This window comes from Litorimonas sp. (assembly GCA_029936425.1).
In the GTDB taxonomy this organism is placed as follows: domain Bacteria; phylum Pseudomonadota; class Alphaproteobacteria; order Caulobacterales; family Maricaulaceae; genus Litorimonas.
On the sequence record JAPYSU010000004.1, the window covers coordinates 136,524 to 159,450 of the forward strand.

At 54.5% G+C, this 22,927-nt stretch carries 20 protein-coding genes; 10 read left to right on the top strand and 10 right to left on the bottom strand.

The features are described 5' to 3' along the window. The first annotated feature begins 5 nt into the window (after nucleotides 1-5). Nucleotides 6-2,111, top strand: coding sequence for a ComEC/Rec2 family competence protein (locus ACN0IC_RS05435; protein WP_416877750.1), 2,106 nt, complete (start codon nucleotides 6-8; stop codon nucleotides 2,109-2,111). A 197-nt stretch (nucleotides 2,112-2,308) separates the two neighbouring features. On the opposite strand, the gene lexA is transcribed toward ACN0IC_RS05435, so the two are convergent. The 7 genes from lexA to ACN0IC_RS05470 form a co-directional block, all read right to left on the bottom strand. Continuing rightward, on the bottom strand, nucleotides 2,309-2,977 hold the full coding sequence (gene lexA, locus ACN0IC_RS05440) for a transcriptional repressor LexA (protein WP_416877751.1): 669 nt from the start codon (nucleotides 2,975-2,977) through the stop codon (nucleotides 2,309-2,311). A gap of 85 nt (nucleotides 2,978-3,062) precedes the next feature. Beyond that, nucleotides 3,063-3,653, bottom strand: coding sequence for a hypothetical protein (locus ACN0IC_RS05445; protein WP_416877752.1), 591 nt, complete (start codon nucleotides 3,651-3,653; stop codon nucleotides 3,063-3,065). Continuing rightward, nucleotides 3,650-4,456, bottom strand: coding sequence for an indole-3-glycerol phosphate synthase TrpC (trpC, locus tag ACN0IC_RS05450; protein WP_416877753.1), 807 nt, complete (start codon nucleotides 4,454-4,456; stop codon nucleotides 3,650-3,652). The genes ACN0IC_RS05445 and trpC overlap by 4 nt, the downstream gene beginning before the upstream one ends. Continuing rightward, entirely contained in the window at nucleotides 4,449-5,462 is a 1,014-nt protein-coding gene (gene trpD / locus ACN0IC_RS05455; RefSeq protein ID WP_416877754.1) for an anthranilate phosphoribosyltransferase, read from the bottom strand. The genes trpC and trpD overlap by 8 nt, the downstream gene beginning before the upstream one ends. Then, nucleotides 5,459-6,049, bottom strand: a complete 591-nt coding sequence (locus ACN0IC_RS05460; RefSeq protein WP_416877755.1) for an anthranilate synthase component II — start codon at nucleotides 6,047-6,049, stop codon at nucleotides 5,459-5,461. The genes trpD and ACN0IC_RS05460 overlap by 4 nt, the downstream gene beginning before the upstream one ends. Before the next feature lie 216 nt (nucleotides 6,050-6,265). Next, nucleotides 6,266-7,747, bottom strand: coding sequence for an anthranilate synthase component I (gene trpE / locus ACN0IC_RS05465; protein WP_416877756.1), 1,482 nt, complete (start codon nucleotides 7,745-7,747; stop codon nucleotides 6,266-6,268). A gap of 25 nt (nucleotides 7,748-7,772) precedes the next feature. Further along, nucleotides 7,773-9,698, bottom strand: a complete 1,926-nt coding sequence (locus ACN0IC_RS05470) for a SurA N-terminal domain-containing protein (RefSeq protein ID WP_416877757.1) — start codon at nucleotides 9,696-9,698, stop codon at nucleotides 7,773-7,775. 94 nt (nucleotides 9,699-9,792) lie between these two features. Here ACN0IC_RS05470 and tpiA point away from each other — a divergent pair, with 94 nt between their 5' ends. The 3 genes from tpiA (at nucleotide 9,793) to ACN0IC_RS05485 (ending at nucleotide 12,568) form a co-directional block, all read left to right on the top strand. Further along, on the top strand, nucleotides 9,793-10,524 hold the full coding sequence (gene tpiA / locus ACN0IC_RS05475) for a triose-phosphate isomerase (RefSeq protein WP_416877758.1): 732 nt from the start codon (nucleotides 9,793-9,795) through the stop codon (nucleotides 10,522-10,524). A gap of 101 nt (nucleotides 10,525-10,625) precedes the next feature. Then, entirely contained in the window at nucleotides 10,626-11,366 is a 741-nt protein-coding gene (locus tag ACN0IC_RS05480; RefSeq protein WP_416877759.1) for a helix-turn-helix domain-containing protein, read from the top strand. Nucleotides 11,367-11,371: 5 nt separating this feature from the next. After that, a complete protein-coding gene (locus ACN0IC_RS05485) occupies nucleotides 11,372-12,568 on the top strand; it encodes a serine hydrolase domain-containing protein (RefSeq protein WP_416877760.1) in 1,197 nt (398 codons plus the stop codon). A gap of 251 nt (nucleotides 12,569-12,819) precedes the next feature. Here ACN0IC_RS05485 and ACN0IC_RS05490 read toward each other — a convergent pair whose 3' ends face one another. Further along, nucleotides 12,820-13,239: a hypothetical protein gene (locus tag ACN0IC_RS05490; RefSeq protein WP_416877761.1), complete on the bottom strand. Its 420-nt coding sequence runs from the start codon at nucleotides 13,237-13,239 to the stop codon at nucleotides 12,820-12,822. 149 nt (nucleotides 13,240-13,388) lie between these two features. Here ACN0IC_RS05490 and ACN0IC_RS05495 point away from each other — a divergent pair, with 149 nt between their 5' ends. From ACN0IC_RS05495 to ACN0IC_RS05510, 4 genes are all read left to right on the top strand, one after another. Continuing rightward, nucleotides 13,389-14,126, top strand: a complete 738-nt coding sequence (locus tag ACN0IC_RS05495; RefSeq protein ID WP_416877762.1) for an SDR family oxidoreductase — start codon at nucleotides 13,389-13,391, stop codon at nucleotides 14,124-14,126. A gap of 18 nt (nucleotides 14,127-14,144) precedes the next feature. Next, nucleotides 14,145-14,756 (top strand): 2-hydroxychromene-2-carboxylate isomerase, encoded by a 612-nt coding sequence (locus ACN0IC_RS05500; RefSeq protein WP_416877763.1) that lies wholly within the window; start codon nucleotides 14,145-14,147, stop codon nucleotides 14,754-14,756. A 105-nt stretch (nucleotides 14,757-14,861) separates the two neighbouring features. Beyond that, nucleotides 14,862-16,301 carry an amidohydrolase gene (locus ACN0IC_RS05505; protein ID WP_416877764.1) on the top strand — a complete coding sequence of 480 codons (1,440 nt, stop codon included), beginning with the start codon at nucleotides 14,862-14,864 and terminating at the stop codon, nucleotides 16,299-16,301. Then, on the top strand, nucleotides 16,298-17,569 hold the full coding sequence (locus ACN0IC_RS05510; RefSeq protein ID WP_416877765.1) for an amidohydrolase: 1,272 nt from the start codon (nucleotides 16,298-16,300) through the stop codon (nucleotides 17,567-17,569). The genes ACN0IC_RS05505 and ACN0IC_RS05510 overlap by 4 nt, the downstream gene beginning before the upstream one ends. 196 nt (nucleotides 17,570-17,765) lie before the next feature. Here ACN0IC_RS05510 and ACN0IC_RS05515 read toward each other — a convergent pair whose 3' ends face one another. Then, complete coding sequence (locus tag ACN0IC_RS05515; protein WP_416877766.1) at nucleotides 17,766-18,137, bottom strand: VOC family protein; 372 nt, start codon at nucleotides 18,135-18,137, stop codon at nucleotides 17,766-17,768. 481 nt (nucleotides 18,138-18,618) lie between these two features. Between ACN0IC_RS05515 and ACN0IC_RS05520 the strand changes: the two genes are divergently transcribed. Next, nucleotides 18,619-19,512: a hypothetical protein gene (locus ACN0IC_RS05520; protein WP_416877767.1), complete on the top strand. Its 894-nt coding sequence runs from the start codon at nucleotides 18,619-18,621 to the stop codon at nucleotides 19,510-19,512. A gap of 55 nt (nucleotides 19,513-19,567) precedes the next feature. Beyond that, nucleotides 19,568-20,866: a PAN domain-containing protein gene (locus ACN0IC_RS05525; protein ID WP_416877768.1), complete on the top strand. Its 1,299-nt coding sequence runs from the start codon at nucleotides 19,568-19,570 to the stop codon at nucleotides 20,864-20,866. Between the two features lie 420 nt (nucleotides 20,867-21,286). Here the strand turns inward: ACN0IC_RS05525 and ACN0IC_RS05530 are convergent, their stop codons facing one another. Continuing rightward, on the bottom strand, nucleotides 21,287-22,876 hold the full coding sequence (locus tag ACN0IC_RS05530; RefSeq protein WP_416877769.1) for a peptide chain release factor 3: 1,590 nt from the start codon (nucleotides 22,874-22,876) through the stop codon (nucleotides 21,287-21,289). Between the last annotated feature and the right edge of the window lie 51 nt (nucleotides 22,877-22,927).

A 22,927-nucleotide genomic window follows, 5' to 3' on the forward strand; every position in this document is an offset into this window, starting at 1 on the left:
GGGCGGTGAAAAGCCCTGATACGGCGCAAATTTCGTTGGCGCGCCATACAGGACTGTCTACCTTAAAAACCTTGAACTGGGCAGAGGTTCCGCCTTTTCGCTTTGATACACTGGTGATCTGCTTTGCGATAGGGATTGCGCTGTATTTTACCTTACCTTTCAGCGTGTTCGGTTGGTCCTTGGGTCTGACCATAGGCCTCGTCGCCATACTGTTATGGGTGACGCGTAAGACGGCTTTCACAGGCTGGATATGGGGCGCCTTTCTATTTGCTCTATTGCTGGGGGCCGGGCGCGCCGGATGGCATAGTCAGGCAACGCAGAGCCCGCGCCTTCCGGATTATGAACGGGCCTATGAACTCTCCGGCTGGGTCGAAGAGATCGCCGCCTCCGGCAAAGGCGTTCGCTGGATCATAAATGTGGAAGAGTTTAATTGGGCGGACGGGATGAACGCGCCAAAAAAAGTCCGGGTTCGGCTCGGACAGAAATACAACGAAGCGGCCTCTGCCGGGGACTATGTTAGCCTCCGCGCTGTCCTGTCCGCGCCTCCGAGGCCAGTCGTCCCGGGCGGCTATAGCCCGCGCCAGAGGGCATTTTTTGAACAGGTCGGCGGATTCGGATTTGCCATTTCCGCGCCAGAGGTCAGGCCGGGGGCAGGAGAGCCATCATGGCGGCGGGGGCTTGCGGCCTTTCGGTATCGCATGGCCGGCCATATCCACACTGTTGCTCCAGCTGAAACTGCCGGATTGCAAGCCGCGCTGCTCACCGGGGTGCGCCGCTATATTCCACCGGAGCACACGGACGCGCTCCGCACCGCCGGATTGGCGCATATTTTAGCGATTTCGGGCCTGCATATGGGGCTTTTGGCCGGAACAGCGTATTGGATATTCACCTTCCTCTTAGTCCATATTTCGCCTTTGTCCCGGCGCTATGACGTGCGTAAATTTGCGGCGCTACTCGGTATAGGCGCGGCAACGGGATATCTTATCTTGTCAGGGGCATCGGTGGCGACGCAGCGCGCCTATATCATGGCGGTGATCGTCTTCCTCGCCGTGATACTGGACAGGCGCGCCATATCGGTGCGCTCGGTTAGCGTGGCAGCGGCCATCACGCTGTTTTTACATCCCGAAGCGCTCCTGTCGGTCGGGTTTCAGATGTCTTTTGCCGCCGTTCTGGCCTTGGTCGTGGTCTATCGCAGCTGGCGGGATTTTACGCCGGGCGGTTCGCCGAAAGGCTGGCTCACAAAGTTACGCAACGATACGCTTTCACTGAGCGTTACAAGTTTTGTCTCCGGACTCGCCACAGCCGGATTTGCTCTGTTTCATTTTGGCCGGATAGCGCGGTTTGGCCTGGTAGGAAATCTACTCGCCATGCCGCTCTTTACCTTTGCCGTTATGCCGCTGGGTATTTTGTCTCTCGTCCTTATGCCGCTTGGGTTAGAAGATGCGCCCCTCTGGGCGATGGGGCAGGCCATTACAGGGCTTGTCAAAATTTCTACTTGGATTGCGAGCTGGGACGGCGCTCTCGTGCAGGTCAAAGCCGCGCCTGGCTGGGTGATTGCCGCCTATGGTTTCGCCTTTATCCTGCTTCTTTTAGGAGGGCTTCGAGGGCGCCTTATTGCAACAGGGCTCATTCTGGTCTGCTTTATCGGCTGGTGGAATGAACCAGTTCCATCGCTTCGTATCTCAGAGGATGGCCGCGTCGCCTTCTGGGAAAGTCAAGATTTGCAGAGGCTTATCGTCACAAGTGAACGTGCCGACAGTTACGGACGGGAGCGCTTTTCCGAAAAGGCCGGACGAGGCGAGGTGGACGCCATTGCGATGGATAAGACGGACGCGCCTTGTGACGCGCTGGCCTGCCGCTTCCAAATCAGAGGAAAACAAATTTCCATCCTGACACACCCTTCCGAAGCCAGAGTCGAATGCGCCTCGTCAGATCTGGTCATACTGACAGAACGCGATGTCGGGCCGGAGGTCAGGCGAAACTGTGCGGCCAAGCTGATTGACGGGCAGGTGCTCAGACGGGAGGGGGCATTGGATGTCTATTTAGAGAAGCGGGGCATTAGGCGCAAAGGCACAAAAAAACCGCCGGAGAAACGGCGGGTTTGGGAGTGAGGGATAAAATAGCTGAGTTGGAAACTGCCCTATAACTCTTCTCCCCGCTTGCGGGGGGAAGTACCCGCGAAGCGGGGGATGGGGGCTGTAGAGATACGCGATCAAAATTTGAAAATATCCCCCCATCGACTTCCGACTACGTCTCCAGCCACTTCCCCCCTAAACGGGGAGAAGAGAATAACTCCGCTAAAACCTAACTAATATTCCCGCAACAGGCCAACCAGAATGCCTTGAACCTCAACGCGGTCAGGGCCGAAAACTTTCGTTTCGAAATCAGGGTTTTCTGCAATTAATTCAACCTGTTGGCCGGATTTGTAAAGGCGCTTTAATGTGGCTTCGTCCTGATCGACAAGAGCTACAACGATTTGATTGTTGCGCGCCGTATTGGACTTTTTCACGATAACAATGTCGCCGTCGAGAATGCCCGCATCCTTCATCGACTCGCCTTCGACTTCGAGCGCGAAATGATCGCCATTACCGGCAAAATGCGGCGGCACGATCATGGTGTTATAACTATCTTCAATCGCGGCAATGGGCAGGCCCGCCGCGATTTTACCGACAAAGGGAATAGAGACGCCGTCATTGGCGGAGTAGCGCTCCGCTTTTTTCTCCGCCTTCTTCTCGGCAAAGGAGACGACCTTGTCCTGCATGTCTTCGGGGAGTTTCAGAACTTCCAGCGCCCGCGCCTTATTCGGCAGGCGGCGGATAAAGCCGCGTTCTTCGAGGGCGGAAATCAGGCGGTGAATACCGGACTTACTTGCCAAACCCAGAGAGTCTTTCATTTCATCATAAGACGGCGGCACGCCAACGGCTTTCACCCGCGCATCAATCAACATTAAAAGATCTTTTTGCTTTTGCGTTAGCATAACAACCCTTTCGGAATCACCTCGAACAAATCAGAAACATTCCCTATCTGTTCTAGTGTTGTTCTGCTATATGTCAAGAGGGAGCTTATTTAGCTTCAAACTCTTGTTTTAGTACTTCTATAGTTTTGGACTGGGTTTTTCTCACTAATTTTAGAGGGAGGAAGTCAAACAGATAGAAAACAATGAGGGCCACAAAGGGAGCCGAAATGAGCAATAAGGTGGCGGCCAAAAGTAATGCTGAGGCGGGACTTCCTGATAAAGATACTCCAATTAATGGGACAAGCAGATAAGATAACATGAAGACCCATAGGAAGCAGCGAGAAAGTCTCCAGAACCAATACGGTCGTTTTATCCCGACCTCTAAATTGATACTCAATCCTTCAATGTTTTCATCGTAGGAACCCGAAACGAGTGGTGGACTAAAATTTAGATTTTTACGCGACTGGTCTTTTATCAATGTGAGTTCAAAATTTTTATCGTCAAAGCTACCTATAAAGTTGCGCTTCTTTCTAGACGAAAAGGCGGATTTCATTGCGGCGAAACTAGAAAAACTATTCTCCAAGTTCACAGAAAGCCAATTTCTCATTTCTTCATGAGTAAGTTTGGATTGAAAAGTAATGTATTCAGCGCGTGGCAGTTCGCTATACTTTTTCCATCTCTTGAGAATTGAAGTCATTTTTTAAATTGTAAAGCCTTAAGCGCTCCCGCCACATCCCCCTGCCGCATTAAACTTTCTCCGACCAGATAGGCTTGCGCGCCTTGGTCGGCTAGAATTTTTACATCCCCAGGCGTAAAGATCCCGCTTTCGGCCACCAATAACGCCTCTTTTGGGGCCAGTTTGGCGAGCTTTCCAAATGTGTCGAGCGATGTTTCGAATGTTCGCAAATCCCGGTTATTTACGCCAATCAGCGTCGCGCCCAGTTCCACGGCGCGTTCCATTTCGCTCTCGTCATGGGTCTCAACCAGCGCGTCCATGCCGAGATGCGCCGCCTCGGCCATCAAATCTCGGGCGGTTTTATCGTCAATCATCGCTAAAATGATGAGGATGCAATCGGCGCCCATGGCGCGGCTCTCGGCGATCTGTATCGGGTCGAGCATGAAGTCTTTGCGCAGGAGAGGGAGGTTGGTCGCGGCGCGCACTTGCGAAAATATCCTATTGCTGCCCTGAAAGCCGGGCCCGTCGGTCAGCACAGAGAGACACGCTGCGCCGCCGTTTTCATACGCCTTTGCAATCGCGACGGCGTCAAAATCTTCGCGGATAAGGCCTTTGGACGGGCTGGCCTTTTTGACTTCAGCGATAATGGCGGGGGCAGGTGAATGGCGCAGGGCGTCAGCAAAGCCGCGCGGTGCGGGTTGGTCGCGGGCGGTCAGGCGCAAATCCTCAAGCGAGATTTCATCACGTAGCTCGGCGACTTCACCCGCTTTATAGGCCGCGATTTTAAGGAGCACATCTGGGGCGTCCATCAGCGTATTACCCATTACTCACCTCAACCAAACTTTCCAACGCCGCTTTCGCGTCTCCATTTTCAATCGACGCAGCCGCCAACTTCATGCCGTCCTCGACCGTCTCGGCAATGCCGGAAATATGGAGCGCAATGCCGCTATTGAGCTGCACGATATCGCGATAGGGCCCTGTCTCTCCGTCCAAAAGGCGGCGCAGGCTGGACGCGTTCTGCACAGGCGTTCCGCCCTTCAGATGCGCCATATCCGACTTGGCAATGCCGTATTCGAGCGGATGGATAACAAATTCGGTGACTTTGCCGTCTTTGACTTCGGCCACATGGGTGACCGTCGTTGTGGTGACTTCGTCGAGGCCGTCGCCGCCATAAACGACCCAGGCATGGGTCGCGCCGAGATCGCGCAAAGCTTCGGCCATAGGCAGACGCCAATGATCCTCACACACGCCGAGAAGCATCCGTTTTGCCCCTGCCGGATTCGAGAGAGGCCCAAGAATATTGAACAAAGTCCGGACGCCGAGCGATTTGCGCGCAGGTCCGACATAACGCATGGCGGGGTGATGGTTCGGGGCAAACAAAAACCCGATGCCTGCCTCCATGACGCATTTGGCCGCAAGCTCCGGCGACATACCGAGGTTGACGCCAAGTTCTGACAAAACGTCCGCCGTACCGGCCAGACTGCTGGCCGCGCGGTTTCCGTGTTTGGCGACTTTCGCGCCCGCGCCTGCGCAGACAATCGCGCTGGCCGTCGAGATAGAGAGCGTGTGGAGTCCTGTGCCGCCCGTGCCGACAATATCAATAACGTCGGCGTCAATATGGACGGGGGTCATATTTTCGCGCATCACCTTTGTCCCGATACGGACTTCCTGAGAGGTGAGGCCGATCATTTCCAGACCGAGCAGGAGCGCGCCAATTTGTACGTCGTCGCGGTCTTCGGACAGCATGGTTTTGATCGCGGCCTCAAACTCTTCGGGTTCGGGGCGCTGACGCATAGTCAGTTTTTTGAAAATATTTGCATCGATGGTCATGAAGCAACTTTCGCGTCAATTCCCGCCAATTTCAAGAAATTGCGAACCAGGTCATGACCATATTCCGAGGCAATTGATTCGGGATGAAATTGCAGGCCGTGTATCGGGCGAGTCTTGTGGCGCAGCCCCATAATCTCGCCGTCCTCCGTCCAGGCATTGATATGAAGCACGTCGGGCAGGCTTTCGCGCTCGACCGACAAGCTGTGATATCGCGTGGCTTTGAAAGTCTTCGGCAGTCCTTCGAACAGGCCAGACCCATCATTTTCAACATCCGAAATCTTGCCGTGCATAATATTTTTGGCGCGAATGACTTTTCCGCCAAACACTTGACCCATGCTTTGCTGGCCGAGGCAGATTCCCAGAATAGGCAGGGCGTCCGGCGCCTCCCGGAGCAGGTCGAGGCACATACCCGCTTCATTCGGAGTCTTTGGGCCGGGGGAGAGCAGAATGGCGTCCGCGCCGAGGCTCAGGGCCTCGCCCGCGCTCATATCATCATTGCGGATAACCCTAGTCTCGGCGCCCAGCTCCTGCGCGTAATGCACGAGGTTATAGGTAAAACTGTCATAATTATCGATAACGAGGAGCATTAGAAAAAATCCCCTAAAAACTCTTCTCCCCATTTATGGGGGGAAGTGGTCGAAGCGAAGTGGAGGTCGATGGGGGGGAGGTTCCGAGCGAAGCAAAATGCGGAGAGTAGCCCCTCATCCCCCTGCATTCGCAGGGGACTTCCCCCCGCATGCGGGGAGGAGAAATTAGCCTGCATTTCCCGAAACCTGATCTTATGTTTCTCCAAAACTCCCATCTCAATTCCGCTCGAAATTTACGCTGGCTTCCGCCGCGCGGAACAGAGCCGCCGCTTTGTGAAGCGTTTCTTCGAATTCGAGTTGCGGTACGGAGTCCATCACAATGCCTGCGCCCGCGCGAACGTGGAGCACATTATCTTTTACAATGCCGGTCCGCAGCGCAATGGCTGTGTCCATATCGCCATTGGAGCTGATATATCCGACCGCGCCCGCATAGATGCCGCGCTTTTCGTCTTCCAGCTCATCGATGATTTCCATAGCCCGGACTTTCGGCGCGCCGCTGACCGTTCCGGCGGGGAAGCCTGCAAATAGGGCGGAGACTGCGTCCATATCGTCCTGAATTTCGCCTTCGACGTTCGAGACGATATGCATGACATGACTATAGCGTTCGATCGTAAAACGCTCCGTCACGCGCACCGTGCCCGGCTTGGAAACGCGGCCGACATCATTACGTCCCAGATCAAGGAGCATGAGGTGTTCGGCGCATTCCTTCGGATCGGCGAGGAGCTCAGCTTCCAGGGCTCTGTCCTGCGCCGCCGTCTTGCCTCTCGGCCGCGTTCCGGCGATGGGGCGGACGGTCACAACCCCGTCGCGAAGACGGACAAGGATTTCCGGGCTGGAGCCGATAATCTGGTGATCTTCAAAATCGAGAAAATAAAGAAATGGCGAGGGGTTCATCCGCCTCAGAGACCGATAGAGCGCAAAAGGCGAGGCGGGCAGGGGCGCGGAGAGGCGCTGGCCAATCACAACCTGAAAAACATCTCCGGCGAGGATATACTCCTTCGCCGTTTTGACCCGCGTCCCAAAACTCTCCGCCGTGGTGCCGAGTTGCGGCTCTATTGACGGTGCCTCAACGGGCGCAAAGCCGCGCGAGGAAATGGGGAGGCTGAGGTCGTCCACAACCTTTTCGATGCGAGCATAGGCGTCTGAGGGGTCCCCTCCCGGATAAACCGTCGAGGCAATTATGATTTCCTGAGCGATCTGGTCAAAAATACAGACGATGCGCGGGCGGACCATAATCGCATCAGGCGTGCCAATGGGGTCGGGATTACCGCCGGGAATGTCTTCGACCTGCCGGATCATGTCATAGCCGAGATAGCCAAACAGACCTGCGGCCATAGGCGGGATGCCTTCGGGCAGATCGAAATGGCTCTCGGCCTGAAGGGCGCGAAGGGCGTCGAGCGGTTTTTCCTTCAAGGAGTTATAGCTCTCGCCGCCGTCGCGGGACACTTCGCTCTCATCGCCAACCCCGCGCCAGATCATGTCCGGGTCAAAGCCAAAAAAGCTGTAACGTCCGCGCTGCTCTCCGCCCTGAACGGATTCGAACAGAAACGCGTAGGGCTTGCCGAGCGCGGATTTCAAAAACGCCGAAACCGGCGTGTCCATATCATTGATGATACGGGTATAGACGAGCTGCGGGGTTTCCGACTCTTTCAAAGCGCCAACAAATTCGTCAGGGGCCGGATGAAACTCTAACGCCATAGGTTTAGTTTTATAAATCCTGCGCTTAATTCTCGGTCGTCAGGCCCAGAGCAGACCGGATTTGACTTGGATATTGCTGCACGGGGTTTTCCTTGATGATCGCGGCCTGATAGGCGTTCTGAATATCATTGCTGATAGAGGAGGTGGCCTGTTCCTGAAGGACTTCCAGATAGGTACCGGCAAGACCGTCCTGGCTGGCAATAATGCGCTCGAGCTTGGCGATCTGTTGGGTCATGCCTTCTGGCCCCGGACCTCTCACAACATCACCGACAGCGCCGTCAAACAGACCGACAGTCACTTGCGGGCCAAGAAACTCCGGCGGGTTGGTCCGAACCAGACCGGTCTGAGACACATCAGCGGCATCGCCAATTTCGGCTTTCAACGCGTCCAGGCTCTCGCCGCCGCGAACGCGCTCGGTCAGCTCCATCGCTTTGGCGCGCAAGGCTTCCGCGCGCTGCTCAGACATATAGGCGCTTAGCGCGTCTTCGCGAATGTCTTCGAAAGGCTTCATTTTTCTATCGATAATATCATCCACGCGGATCATGGCGTAGCCGCCCGTCGCCGTTTCAAACAGATCCGTCTCAAATCCCAAATCAGCGGTGAAAAGCGTCCGAAGTATTGTCTCATCCGTGGCAATACCTGGAATGCCTGAAAAGCCACTCATTCTGATGCCGTCCTGGGTCTGACCGCGCCGGTCAAGGAACGGATATTCCGACATTGGCACTTTGGCGCGTTCGGCAATTTCAATGAGCGGAAGGTTATCCAAACGGGCGTCTTCGATCTCGGCGGTCAGGTCATAAATCGCGTCGAGCGCTTTGGCGTTGAGGAGCTCTTCTTCAATTTCGGCTCTGGAGTCCTCGAAATCCGGAATAACGGCTGGCGTGACGCCCTGGACATAGACTGCGTTCCAGCTGCCAAGCCCGCCGAGAACGGCGCGGGCTTCGCCTTCGGAGAGTTCAAATGCGGCCTTGGAGGTTTCAGGATCGACAAGACCGTTTCTGCCGACGCTTTCATAAGTGTCTGGCGCTTCCAGGCCTAATCCGCTGGCGACCAATTCCGGTTCGGTTCCGGCTTCCAGTTGGGCGACGGCTTCTTTGGCCGTCTCTTCATCGGCTGCGGTAATCAGAGCAACGGAGCGCGTCTCGGGCGATCCGATTGTTCCGGTCGAGACGCGGTACTCAAAACTTTCCCGAACTTGTTCGGGGTCGATTTCGAGATCCGCTGCAAAATCGAAAGGCTCCACCCGTATCATGCTGAAACGGCGATATTCCGGCGCCATATAGCGGGCGCTGTTCTCGTCTACATAGGCTTGCAACACGTCGTCAGACGGCGTCTCGGGCTCCGCCACTGCGGCTGGCGTCAGCGTCAGGACACTGGCGCGTCTTTGCTCTGTCAAAAACTTGTATTGCATCGCCGCATAATTGGCCGGCGCCACCAATCCGCCTGTAATGGCCGGGATAGTTTGCTGGGACCGAAGGGAGCTGAGCGTATCATTTTCGAACTGCTTACGCGTGATGCGGGCGCGGGCCAGGGCCTGATTGAGTTTGTTTTCATCAAACTCGCCCGTCAGCTCGTTTTGAAAAGCCGGAATGCTCGAAATTTCTTTGCGCGCCAGGGACTTGTTCACGCCAACACCTAGATCATCGGCGTCGATCTTGACGACCGTATTGGTAATCATTCTTTGCAAAACCTGATTCTGCAGACCCTGGTCAAAGGCTTGCTGATTGGTTAGCGCTTCGGGCCGCTCTGAATTGATGCGTTCCAGTTCGCGGGCAAACAGCGTGTCAAATTCCTGCGTGCTGACTTCCATATCGCCGACTGTGGCCACCGCATTATTTGCGCCTGGCGTGAACATGTCATTGACGCCCCAGACCGCAAAAGCCAGGACCAGCATCCCGATAAGAATACCGACAAGTGTGTTACGAATTTTGCCGCCGATTGATTCCGCCATGAAAGGCCTCTACTGAAAGTCTGGTTTAGCGAGCAGGTCTTATCAGACCGGCGCGCCTGCACAAGCATTTTGCTGTAAGAATAAGGTGAGAGAGATGACGATTAAACCCCTGATAGCCGCAAATTGGAAAATGCACGGAAATATGAGCTGGCGAAACAAGCCCGCTGAGTTTAACGCCCTCTTGCCCACAGCCGATCGGCGCCATCTGGATGTCCTGATATGTCCGCCGGCTGTTTTTCTCGTCCCCTTGGCGGAAAAACGCGGCGGCGCGGATATCTGGCTCGGCGCGCAGACCTGTCATGACCAGGTTTCAGGCGCCCACACAGGCGAAATGAGCGCAGAGATGCTCTCTGATGCCGGGGCTGAATATGTCATATTGGGCCATTCCGAACGCCGCGCCGCGGGCGAGACGGACGCAGACGTGCGGGCGCGGGTCGAAGCGGCGGTCAAAGCCGAACTCATCCCCATTATCTGCGTCGGTGAAAGCCTCGAGCAACGCGAGGCCGGTCAGGCGGAAGAGGTCGTCGAAAAACAGCTGGCCGGATCGCTCCCAGACGACCTGACGGATTACGTCATTGCTTATGAGCCCGTCTGGGCGATTGGCACAGGCAAGACTGCCACGCCCGGGGATATAAAATCCATGCATGCCTTTATCCGCAGCCGTGTCTGGCCCACAACGCGAATCCTTTACGGCGGCTCTGTCAAACCCGCCAATGCGCAAGAAATTCTGGCCACAGAAAACGTCAATGGCGCGCTCATCGGCGGGGCCGGGCTGGAAATGGAAAGCCTTGCGGAGATTGCGAAAGCGGCGCCGAAGGGGAGCTAACCTGATTAAAATTTCCAATATTCCTGGATATTCCCAAATATTCAACTTGTATTCCTGATATTCCTGGCGACAAATTGCCCGGAACAAAAAGGAGCAAAGAAATGACTTTCGGGGAATATTTAAAGGCCCGCCGAATAGCGTTAGGCTGGACGCAGCCGGAGGCCGCCAGTCGGATTCAAATTGAACAATCCTATCTGTCCAAACTTGAAACAAGCAAAGCCTACCCCTCCGATGAGGTGTTCCAACGTTTGCTTACGGCCTATCTGGTTCAGGCGGAGGAGATACTGGCTGACTTGTCTCCGGACGAAGTTGAGCGCTTGTCCGATATTGAAATGATTAAGCACCTTCAAGTCAAGAAGACATCCAATGATAAATCAGAGTCTCGACAATGGCTCATTGCGGGGGTGTGCGCACTTGCAATGGGGGGCGCTTTACTCGGTTTGGCACGTTTGGATCGCGGCGGTGTGGTGCCTCAATATAGCTATCAATCCAAAGGCGTCATCTTACCGGGCGAAAGCTTGGATGTTTTTGCAGATATTGGGGAGACGACGGACGAGGCGGCGCCGGAGTCAGAAACACGCAACGCGAAACGGGACGCCCTGATTGCCCGTCTTGATGACCAGACGCAGTATATAAGAGACTTCAGAGGACCAGAGTTTGTCGCCGATGTTACAGGTGGCAAACGGGTTTGGCGCCTGGTCGGCGGCACCAATATTCAAACGCCGGATCGATTTGGCTGGGCCAATATTCTGGGTTTCATGTTCAGCCTCGCCGGCTTGGGGTGTTTTTTTGTGAGCTGGCGTTGGCCCCACACGTCTTCTTTCAAAATTTCAAAAAGGTAATTTCCATGCCAAACTTAACTCGCTTGATAAATCTTCGCCACGTGCTTTTTGTCGCCTCTGCGGCTGTAATGACTGGATGTACCCTGACGCCCAAGTCGTCATCTCAGGTCGAAATGACCCAATGGGATCATAGCGATCTTGATACGGAAATCCGCCAACTCATGGCCGAAAATGATATAAAAGGCATGGCGGTCGCCGTCATAGAAAAAGACGAAATTTCTCATTTGGGGGCCTATGGCTATCGAAATGTTGAAAAGGCACTTCCTCTTGAAACAGATACCATTATGTATGGGGCTTCGCTGACCAAAGCGGCCTTTTCTTACATGGTTCTTCAGCTTGTCGATGAGGGTCTGGTGGATCTGGACCGGCCGATTGCTGACTATCTGGAAAAACCCTTGCCCAGTTATGCCGACTGGACATCCCTTGAAGGGAAGGAACACTGGCGAAGTCTGACTCCCAGACACATTCTGACCCACAGTACAGGTCTCGCAAATTTGCGGTTTCTTGAACCTGATGGAGAGCTGAAATTCCATTTCCGCCCGGGCACGGAATATGCCTATTCGGGGGAAGGTTTTTATATGTTGCAGCTGGTTGTCGAAGAGGGACTGGGCCTGGATGTAAAAACACAGATGCAGCGCCGTATTTTTGACCGCTTTGGAATGAAAAATACGGATATGCAATGGCGAGAGGATTTCGCGGATAATCTTGCCGACGGATATGCCATGGACGGATCCTTTGAGCCGCATGACGCGCGAAGCAATGTGAGTGCGTCCGGGTCGATGGACACGACAATCGCTGATCAGGCTCTCATGTGGCGGGGAATGCTTGCGGGGGAGGGACTATCAGAGCAAATGCGAAGAGAATGGGTTCGAGGCCAAATACCCATCCGGACAAAGCAGAAATTTCCAACCATTCAATTTTACGAGACCCGGGACATGCGGCATGAAAAAATTGAATTGTCGGCCGGATTGGGCGTCGAAACCTGGCAGGGCCCGACCGGACTGACATTTGCCAAAGGGGGCCATAATGATTGGACCGGCAATATTGTGATCTGCCAAGAAACCGAGCAGCGCTGCCTTATCATTCTCGGAAATAGTGTTCGCTCTGAAATTGTTTTTCCTGTTTTAGCCGAAAAAATATTGGGGGAAACAGATTACCCCTGGAGCTGGACTTATCCGAACCTGCATTCCGAATCTAAATGATAAGCTCTAAATGATGGGGTCTAATGCGGGCCAGGGAGTAGTCAGGGCCGTTTTGCTTCTCATCTTTCATGGGCCCTCTCATCATTGATGGGCAATGAGCAGAAGGGCTCTTTCTTGGACAGGCCACGCCCGCTCTGAAAGCCTCGCGGAGATTGCGAAAGCGGCGCCGAAAGGGAGGTGAGGATTCTTAGTTGTTGTTGGTACAAAGTTGGTTGCTTTGGAGGCAATGCTGAATACATTTGTAAACACTGTCAGGGTTCATTTATGCTGCCTCGAAGTCCGATATATCTGGCAGTCAAAAATGAAAAAAGTACGAGGATGGCAAACCCTACGCCAAATCCGATAGTATCGAGAGGTGTTTTAACTTTAGCTAGCGGGAACCACATATGGTGAGATGGGTAGGCACATATTGCGAAGGCCAATATAAACCTGATCCAGAACCATTTGATTTTGACGAACAAAAATGCGGCAGGTAGGAATACAATTATTAAATAAATTCTTTTCCCAACCAATAAAATCCACGCCACCGCTAAGAGAAATGAAGGATTTCTATACTGAGAGGCTCTCCCAAAGAACCATTGGGCATCCACAAAGCTTGTTGCCAACACCGTCGCAACGAACCACGATAATAAAATCACCCAGCCTAAACGAAATGGTGCGTTATTAATCATAGGATTGTCTAACGGGTGCGATTGGGAAATGCGATAGGAAAAATCAACGACAGCCACGGCGCCGCAATCACCCTGAACGCCGCCTATACAAAAAAGCTTCTGGAAGTTTGTCTGTTTTAATGCGTAACCTCCTGTGAAGGAGAGGAACTATGCCGGACACCGAGAAAGTTTGCCTTGTGATCGGGGCGGGGGATGATACGGGCGGGGCAATTGCTCGTGCTTTTGCCCGCGAAGGTCTGACCGCGTGTCTGGTGCGGCGTCCGGCGCGGGCCGAGGCGCTGGAAGCTTTGGCGCAGTCTATCCGGGAGGAGGGGAACAAGGCCGTAGCGCTCCCGACCGATGCGCGCGACGAAGAGGCGATGGTTGCCTTGTTCGAAAAGGTAGAGGCCGAAATCGGGCCGATAGACGTCGTCGTGTTCAATATCGGCGCCAATGTCCGTTTTTCCATCACCGAAACCACCGCGCGGGTTTACCGCAAAGTCTGGGAAATGGCGGCCTTTGCCGGATTTCTGACGGGGCGGGAAGCGGCGAAACATATGCTGAGGCGCGGGCGCGGCACGATTATCTTTACGGGCGCCACAGCAAGCGTTCGCGGCAGTAACGGCTTCTGCGCTTTTGCCGGAGCCAAACATGCACTCCGGGCTCTGGCGCAGTCCATGGCGCGCGAATTGGGGCCAAAGAATATCCACGTCGCACATACGATTATCGACGGCGCGATTGATTCAAACTTCATTCGGGAAAACCTGCCGGAGGTCGATAAGAAGCGGGAGGCGGACGCCCTCCTCAATCCCGAACATATCGCGCAGAGCTATGTTATGCTGCATAAGCAACCGCGCACGGCGTGGACGCATGAGCTGGATTTGAGACCCTGGAAAGAAAACTGGTAAGAAAAGAGAGTTGGTAAAATGAGCAGAACCGTAGATTTCATCCTCGATTTCGCGAGCCCAAACGCCTATTTCGCCTATAAGGTTCTCCCGGAAATCGTCAGGCGTCATGATGGAAAAATCAATTACCGCCTCTGCCTGCTGGGCGGGATATTCAAGGCAACGGGCAATCAGGCCCCGATGGTGGCGTTTTCCAATGTGAAGGGAAAACTCGACTATCAAATGCTGGAAATCCGGCGTTTCATTCAGAGGCATGAGCTTCAGAATTTTCGCATGAACCAGCATTTCCCCGTCAATTCGCTTATTATGATGCGCGCGGCCATCGCGGCGGAGCGTGAGGATCGGCTCGAAGATTATATCGCGCTCGCCATGAAAGCCATGTGGGAAGACAATAAGAAAATGGAGGATGAACGGGTTTTCGAGGCCGTAATGACCGAAGGCGGATTTGACGGCCCGGCGCTGCTGGCGGCCTCCAAAGAACCGGACATCAAAGAACAGTTGATGAAAAACACGGCCGAGGCAGTGGAGCAGGGCGTTTTCGGCATTCCCACCTTTTTCGTCGGCGGCGAGATGTATTTCGGCAAGGACCGCCTTCGCGAAGTTGAGGAAGCATTGACCAAGCAGCCCGTCTAAAACAGCGGGTGCGACTTCCCGCAAATTCGTCCAAAGGGTAATCTTATCCCGAAAATATACGATTGAGCGCTTGAACTTGCGTAAGATTTACGTCTTAAAAGCGCTATGAAAAAACGTCTCCTCCTCCTGTCCGCCGCAGCGCTCCTTATGGCCTGCGATCCTGCCGCCTCTGACAAATCGGAGACGAAGCCCGATAAAGACGCGAAAGTCGAAAACGCTTTCCCGTCCACCTATGCGCCTCTCGCGTCAGAACCGACGGTTATCACAAATGCGCAGCTCATTGACGGCACGGGCAGCGAGATCGCGGCGGGGAGTGTCTATATTCAGGACGGCCGCATCGTCGCCGTGGGAGCGGACGCCGAAGCGCCGGAAGACTTCCCGAGCGAGGCGACAACAATTGACGCGCAGGGCCGCTTTGTTACCCCCGGCATTATCGATATTCACTCCCATCTCGGCAATTACGCCTCTCCCGGCGTGAACGCCCATAGCGACGGCAATGAAGTCACAAGCCCCATCACGTCAGAGGTCGATGCCGAACACGGCGTCTGGCCGCAAGACCCCGGCTTTGACGAAGCCCTGCAGGGCGGAATCACCACGCTTCACATCTTGCCGGGCTCTGCGAATTTGTTCGGCGGGAAAGGCGTGACGCTGCGCAATATTGCCTCGCGCACCGTACAGGGGATGAAATTCCCGGGCGCGCCGGAAACGCTTAAAATGGCCTGCGGCGAAAACCCGAAACGGGTTTACGGCGACAAAGGCGGTCCAGGATCACGCATGGGCAATGTGGCGGGCTACCGCAAAAACTGGATACGCGCGGCCGAGTATAAGAAAAAGCGCGATAAAGCCGCTGAAAAGGGCGATGATAAAGACAATGACTTTACGCGCGACCTCCAGCTCGAGACGCTGGCGGATGTGCTCGACGGCAAAATTCTCGTGCAGATGCATTGCTACCGCGCCGATGAAATGGTCCAGATTTTGGATATCGCGAAGGAATTTGATTACAAGGTGACGACTTTCCACCACGCGGTCGAAGCCTATAAAATCGGAGATATTCTGGCCGAGAATGACACCTGCGCCGCCATGTGGGCCGACTGGTATGCGTTCAAAATGGAATCCTATGACGGCATTCGGGAAAACGTGCCTTTCGTCCATGCCGCCGGGGCCTGCGCCATGATCCATTCCGATGATGACAACAATATTCAACGTCTCAATCAGGAAGTCGCCAAGACCTGGGCGGACGGCAATCGCGCGGGACTAAATATTCCCAAGGCCGAAGCCTGGAAATGGCTTTCAACCAATCCCGCCAAGGCGCTGGGTATTCTTGACGAAACCGGCACTTTGGAAGTCGGCAAACGCGCCGATATTGTCCTCTGGTCCGCCGATCCGTTTTCAACTTATGCCCGCCCTGAAACGGTCATGATTGACGGCGCGACTGTCTTTGACCGCGCCTCCGGTCTGAAACCGAAAAGTGATTTCCGTCTGGGACAGGGCGAGGCCCCGGCTTCGCTGATGCAAGAGACTTCAAACGCAGGAGATAAGCTATGAGTAAGCGTTTCCAGATACTCCTCACCGCCGCAAGCGCAGCTTTGCTAAGCACGCAGGCTCTCGCGCAGGATCTTTTCATTCAAGACGCAACTGTTGTCACCGAAGCAGGGCAGCAGGCGGATACGGATATCCTCATTCGCGGCGGCCAGATCGCGCAAATCGGGTCTGACCTCACCGCGCCTGACGGCATGGACGTTCTGGACGGGGCAGGGCAGTGGGTCACCCCCGGTCTGTTTTCCAGCTTTTCAACCCTCGGTCTTGTGGATATTGGTGCAGAAAGCTCGACGAATGATATTTCGGCCTCTGATGCAGACACCTCTGTCAGTGAACGCGCCGTGGATAGTTTCAACCCTCGCACCGCCCATATTGCCAATACGCGGCGGCGCGGAGTCACCCATGCGGTCGTCAGCCCGTCTCCGTCTGGCGAGTCTATTTTCGCGGGTACGGGTTTGATTGCCAACACAACAGGCGATTTTGAATCGGTCATAAATGATAGCGCTTTTGTCCATGTAGCTCTGGGCGAAACAGGGTCCAGCCGCGCCGGCGGATCGCGCAGCGCGGCCCTTGCGCAGCTTCGCGCCGCTCTGGACGACGCAGAAGGGTATCCGAGTCGCTACAGGTCTCCGACGGATGGAGACGCGCTCTCCCGACAGGACGCGGCGGCATTGGCTCCGGCGGTTCGCGGCGAAGTCCCGATGATTATCGCGGCCAGCCGCGCCTCTGACTTATTAGGAATTGTTCGCCTCAAGGAAAAATATCCCGCTCTGGATATTATCATCCTCGGCGCAACTGAAGGCTGGCAGGTCGCCGACGCGCTTGCTGCAGCGGACATCAAGGTCATTGTGGACCCGGTTCAGGATTTGCCCTCGAAATTCGAAGATCTTGGCGCGCGGTATGAAAACGTGCTCTTGCTGGACGAAGCCGGTGTGGACTACGCGATTGCAAACCTGACGTCCTTCCGCGTCACGAAACCGGCCGCTCTGGGACAACATGCCGGGAACGCCGTGGGCAACGGTCTGTCCTGGGACGAGGCCTTTGCCGCGATTACCTCTACTCCCGCAGGCTGGTTCGATTTGCCAAGCTCGGATATCGCAACAGGCCCTATTACAAATCTGGTTGTCTGGGACGGAGATCCTCTTGAAGCGACGTCTGCGCCTGTAAAGGTCTGGATTGACGGGCATGAGCAAAGTCTCGAGTCGCGTCAGTCGCTCCTGCGTGACCGCTACAATCCGCTCAATGAAAGCGATATGCCGCATAAATATCGGTAGGGCTTCCTTTCAAAGCCGTCATTACCCGATTTAATCGGGTAATCTATGCGGCGCTCTTTCAGTCTTTGGTCAGTTCGCAATTACCCTTGAGCGGGAAGATTATACCTAACGCTTAAAGTTTCAACACGACAAGAACACCGAATGGATCCCCCGGTCTAGCCGGGGGATGACGGGATGGCGTGGGTTTCGTTCTGACCTATTCAAAGACGAAAAACGCCAGCTTGTTGCCATCCAGGTCGCGAACATAAGCGCCGTAAAATACGCCCGGCACGCGTTGTCCGGGCTCGCCTTCACTTGTTGCGCCGAGCGCAAGGGCCTTTTGATACATTTCGCTTACATGCTCTTTCGACTTGGCGGGAAAGGCGATCATGACGCCATTGCCCGGCGTCGGTAATTCCTTGTCATATGGCTTGCACACGGCGATCATGGGCTCTGATTTCGACGCGCCGATCATGGCGATCCGGCCGCCGTCCAATTGCACTTTGGCGCCCTGATCTTCGAAAAGTTTGCAATAAAAGGTCTTGGCCTTTTCCATATCTGCTACGCCAACAGTTGTATATCCAATCATAATCGTCTCTCTTTTCAAAATTAATGTAGAACTTGCTTAATCTTTAACGCGGCAGTCTCAACTCAAATATTCGAGAGTGTTGGCAGTTAAAAATGAAGCCCCGACTTTAACTCTCCCTCTCCCCTTTAATTTTTCCTCTCCCATGGGGAGAGGGTGCCCGAAGGGCGGGTGAGGGGTGCAGGCTTGTCGCGGAAGAGTGCGAATTTAAAGCGGGCCTCCTCGTTCGCTTTTTCATTAGGTTTAATCTCTTTCTAATTCTGTCTTCCCCCGTTCACGGGGGAAGTCCCGCGTAGCGGGGATGGGGGGAGCGTATCACGCAGATCTTTGTTTTGTGCGGCTCCCCCTCCGAGCCGCCTTGGCCGCCCACCTCCCCCGTAAACGGAGGAGGAAAACCCCATCTTATATTCGCTCAACGGCCTGACTTTACGCCGATTTTTACAACCCCGTCCCCGCTCTCCAAATTGCGCCTATACTCAGCTTGGTGACGTTTGAAGACCGCATATCGCAACGGGAACCACTCCCCGACCTCGCGCCCCTTCGGGCGCACTATGCCTGGCTCTGCGCGCAGTTGCTCGCCGCTATCGTCCATCCTGAAGTGACGCTTTCTCTGGCGCGTCAGCTCCGCCGGCATGTCCGCGTCATGATACAGGCCTCGCAGGCCCATTTCCGGCGCCGCCAGAAAATAGCCATGCTCCTGCGCCCCGATTGGCGGGAGCGGGTGATTTCCGAACTTGGCGGCTGGAAACGGCTGAGGCGCTGGACAAAGCGTCAGGCCGCGATTGACGCGGCCCCGCCGGAGAAAACCTATCACACAATATTCCACCCTGCGGCGGACGAAGAAGAAGCTGCCCGCCGCGCCCATATGCGCGAGCTCATGAAAGCCAATGCCCACCCGCTCATCCTGCGCGACCCGTGCCGGATGGATTTTGACGGGTGGTTCAGATTGCCGCCGCAAGCTCGATTGGTAAATCCCATCGCCGACCCGGATTACGACTATGATTTTGATCCGAGGCCCATGGCCGACTTTACCGGACTGAAAACCCCCATCACCGTCTGGCCGGAAGAGTTCAGAGCGGCGGCGGAAATAAGGCCGTTAGAAGAAGAAAGCGAAGAAGCTGTGCCTCCCGATGTAGTTGAGCCCGCCGCGCCAAAGGACTGCAAGGTGAGGCGGCATATATTTTTTCACGAGGTTCCGAGAGAGGCTCCGCCTTCAGCGCAGGAGCCGATATTTTTAGAAAAACAGACCCTTTTTTTCTTCGTCCGTGCGCCGCCCCGTATTCGAGGCTCGCCAAATCCCGCCCGCCGCCAGGAGTGTCTCTTGGCGGCGCGCCTTGGCATGGGCGTAACAAACTCAGCTCTTAACAAATACGGTTAACCAAAAGCTAACATCTATTAACGACACTCGCCTTAGAATCATTTTGGGGATAGCTATGCGCAAATTTCTAATCACCTCTTCGATCACGCTCTTTATGGGCGGCACGGCTCAGGCGGCTGACCTTGGACAATATCGTCCCGGAAACCCTTACCAGAGCGTGATTGCTCCGGGCGCGGATGTCTGTCAGAGCCATTGCGCCGGGGATGCGCAATGCCGGAGCTGGAATTATGTCAAACCCGGCCCTCAGGCTTCCGGTGTTTGTGAATTCAACGCCAATGATGTTCCCCCAGTTTCAAGCGCTATATCCATTAGCGGCTCCAATAGCTTCGGAGCTTATAGTCGCGGCGTCGTGGCCGGCGGAACCAACACTATTCGTGTTGGAACGTCTCCAGCCTATCAAAGCCCGACAGAAAGCCGAACACAAAGCTCGTCCAATCGTCGCATAGTAAGAGAAGCTGCGCCGCAACAAAGGCAGGTTCAAACGGCCTCTACGGCACGCGGGGCGATTACGCCGTCGCAAGGGGAAAGCCTGACCGCTCAGCAAAATCAATATCGCCAGATGGAGGCAAAGGGTGAACAACGCCGCGGGCCGGTCAACCAGAGCGCCTCAAACGGCGCAATAGTGATGCCACAAACATTCAAATACGACCTCGGCGGGCAGTCTTCTAATCCGCGTCAAGTGGAGCAAATGCAAAGGCAAGCTACTCGGCCGCAAAACCCTGCCTCTCTGCAAAATAGCGCAGCTCAACCTTATCCGCCGCAATCATACGCGCCGCAAAACCGGGCCCCGCAATATAGAGCGGCGCCGCCTGTGCGACAGGAAGGGCCCGTCACGCGTTCAGATAGACGCCGCCAACAAGGTCCGTCCGGCCAGGGCGTCCAGAGAGCGCAGGGCAATATGGCATATCAAGCACAACCGGCCCCGCAATCCTTTCACAATACTTCCGTTCAGAACCAGACAGCAGGACAGCCTTATCCACCGAAAGGAAATTACGCGCCAGATAATTACAGGCCAGAGAGTTACAGGTCTGAAAATTACGCGCCTCAATATACTCCTCAAACCGCGCCTTTCGCGCGTCGGTCCGCAACAGACCCCGTTACATATGGGGAAACAACCTCGCCGTCTCTGTCGGCGTCCGCCTCTAATCAGACGAACCCTTCAGTACTGGCGAAAGGCTTGAGTGCCGAACAGGCCCAGCAAAGCCTTTTCGGGAAACTGAATGACGATGTGCAAGTGCCAAATTCAGGCGCAATGGTTCCCACGGATCCGGATGCGCCTATTCCGACCATGTCATCACGCGCAAGCGGAACGGTTGAACAATCCAGCCTCGCGGGCGGACCCAGTCAAAACTAGAATTTCAGGAAATTCGGGCGCGGATTTTCTTATATCCATGCCATATCGCCGCGGATGAGAGGCGAAACCACGCGAAACAAACGAAGAAAACAAAACAAAGGATAACGGAGACCAAGACGGAGTTTGCCAGAGGGTCAGCATTATATCCCAAAAGCATCAGCGTATTCTGGGCGCCAGTGATAGATGTAATCAGTCCAAGAAAAACCCAAAAGCCCATCCAGTAAAAATTTACAAGCTTATTGGGCTGTTTGAAGAGTGTAGGAGGAATAAAAAAGAGGGTTACCACGAAGACTGTGATAGTGAACATTATCAGAGCTGGCACGAATGGAGACATTGTCGTCACTTTCTTGAGCGATTAATTTAACATATCCCAAGCAAGTTTTGTTCCAATCCTGTCATTTGAGTTAATATTTCTTTCGGTTAAGCCCGTTCTTTGGTGGTTAAGAACTTAATTTTCGGGTTTTTTTCCTGCGCATAACCGACATCCCAAGCGGATTTTGCAAGGAAAACCGGCGCTCCGTCCAAATCCGTTCCCATATTGGCACTGTTCTTGTCGACGAAAGCTTTCAAGATGTCCGCATCCTCTGACGCAACCCACCGGGCGGTTTGGTAAAGAGGGGATTCAAATGTGACGTCGAGCCCATATTCGGTTTTTATCCGCTCGCGCATGACATCAATCTGCAAAGATCCGACGGCCCCAACGATCATATCCGCTCCCATCTGGGGTTTAAACAGCTGGGTCACACCTTCTTCCGCCAGACTCTCAAGGGCTTTGCGAAGATGTTTGGCTTTGAGTGGGTCGGCGAGCCGTGCCCGCCTTAAAATTTCGGGCGCAAAGTTTGGAATGCCGGCAAATTTAATCTTGCCGGATTCCGATAGGCTGTCCCCGACCCGAAGCGCGCCGTGATTGGGAATGCCGATGACATCTCCGGCATAGGCATTCTCGGCGAGCTCCCGGTCCTGAGCGAAAAACAAAATCGGGTTGTGAACCGAGATGGTTTTGTTCTCAGCCGTTTTGAGTTTCATACCCCGTTTGAACTCACCGGAACACATGCGAAGAAATGCCACCCGGTCCCGATGGTTTAAATCCATATTGGCCTGAACTTTGAACACAAATCCGGAGACTCCTTTATCCGTCGGTTCAACCTCGACCATTTGCCCGGCTTTTTTCGCGCGTTCCGGCTGAGGCGCCGGAGCAAATTCCGCGAGTGCGTCAATCAATTGAAGCACTCCGAATTTCCGAAGAGCTGAACCGAAATAGACCGGCGTCATATGGCCTTCCCGGAAAGACTGTTCGTTAAACTCGCCATATTCTTTAGCCAGTTCTTGTTCCTCGAGAAACTCTTCCAGCAAGTCATCATTGTCGAAATGGTCTTTTAGAGAGTTTTCATCCATCCGCGCGAGACTATGCTCGCCTCCGTCTTCTTTCCTGACAAACTTCAGAAACTCTCCGGTTCGCAAATCAGCGATCCCTTTAAAGCGCCGTCCGGACGCGGCCGGCCATTGCATTGGAATAACATCCAAAGCGAGCTTATCCTGAATTTCGGAGAGCAGTTCGAACGGGTCTTGCCCCTCTCGGTCCAGCTTGTTGATGAAGGTGACAATTGGAATATCTCGCAGGCGGCACACCTCGAAAAGCTTTAACGTTTGCGGCTCAATACCTTTGGCCACATCGAGTACCATCACGGCGCAATCGGCCGCCGTCAGAGTTCGGTATGTGTCCTCCGAGAAGTCTTCATGTCCCGGCGTGTCGAGCAAATTGAATATCAGATCAGAATGTTCGAATGTCATAACAGAGGACGAGACAGAGATGCCGCGTTCTTGCTCAATCTTCATCCAGTCAGATTGCGTTCGGCGCACCTGTCCGCGCGCCGCGACTTGTCCCGCCTGGTGAATAGCACCGGCGGAGAGTAGCATATTTTCCGTTAGCGTCGTCTTACCGGCATCCGGGTGAGAAATGATCGCAAAGACGCGCCGCTTTTTCGGTTCTATTTGTAAGGCATCAGACATGGTCGCGGGCATAAGGCCCCGCCGAGAGAAGCGCAAGAAGAGAGCGCTTTA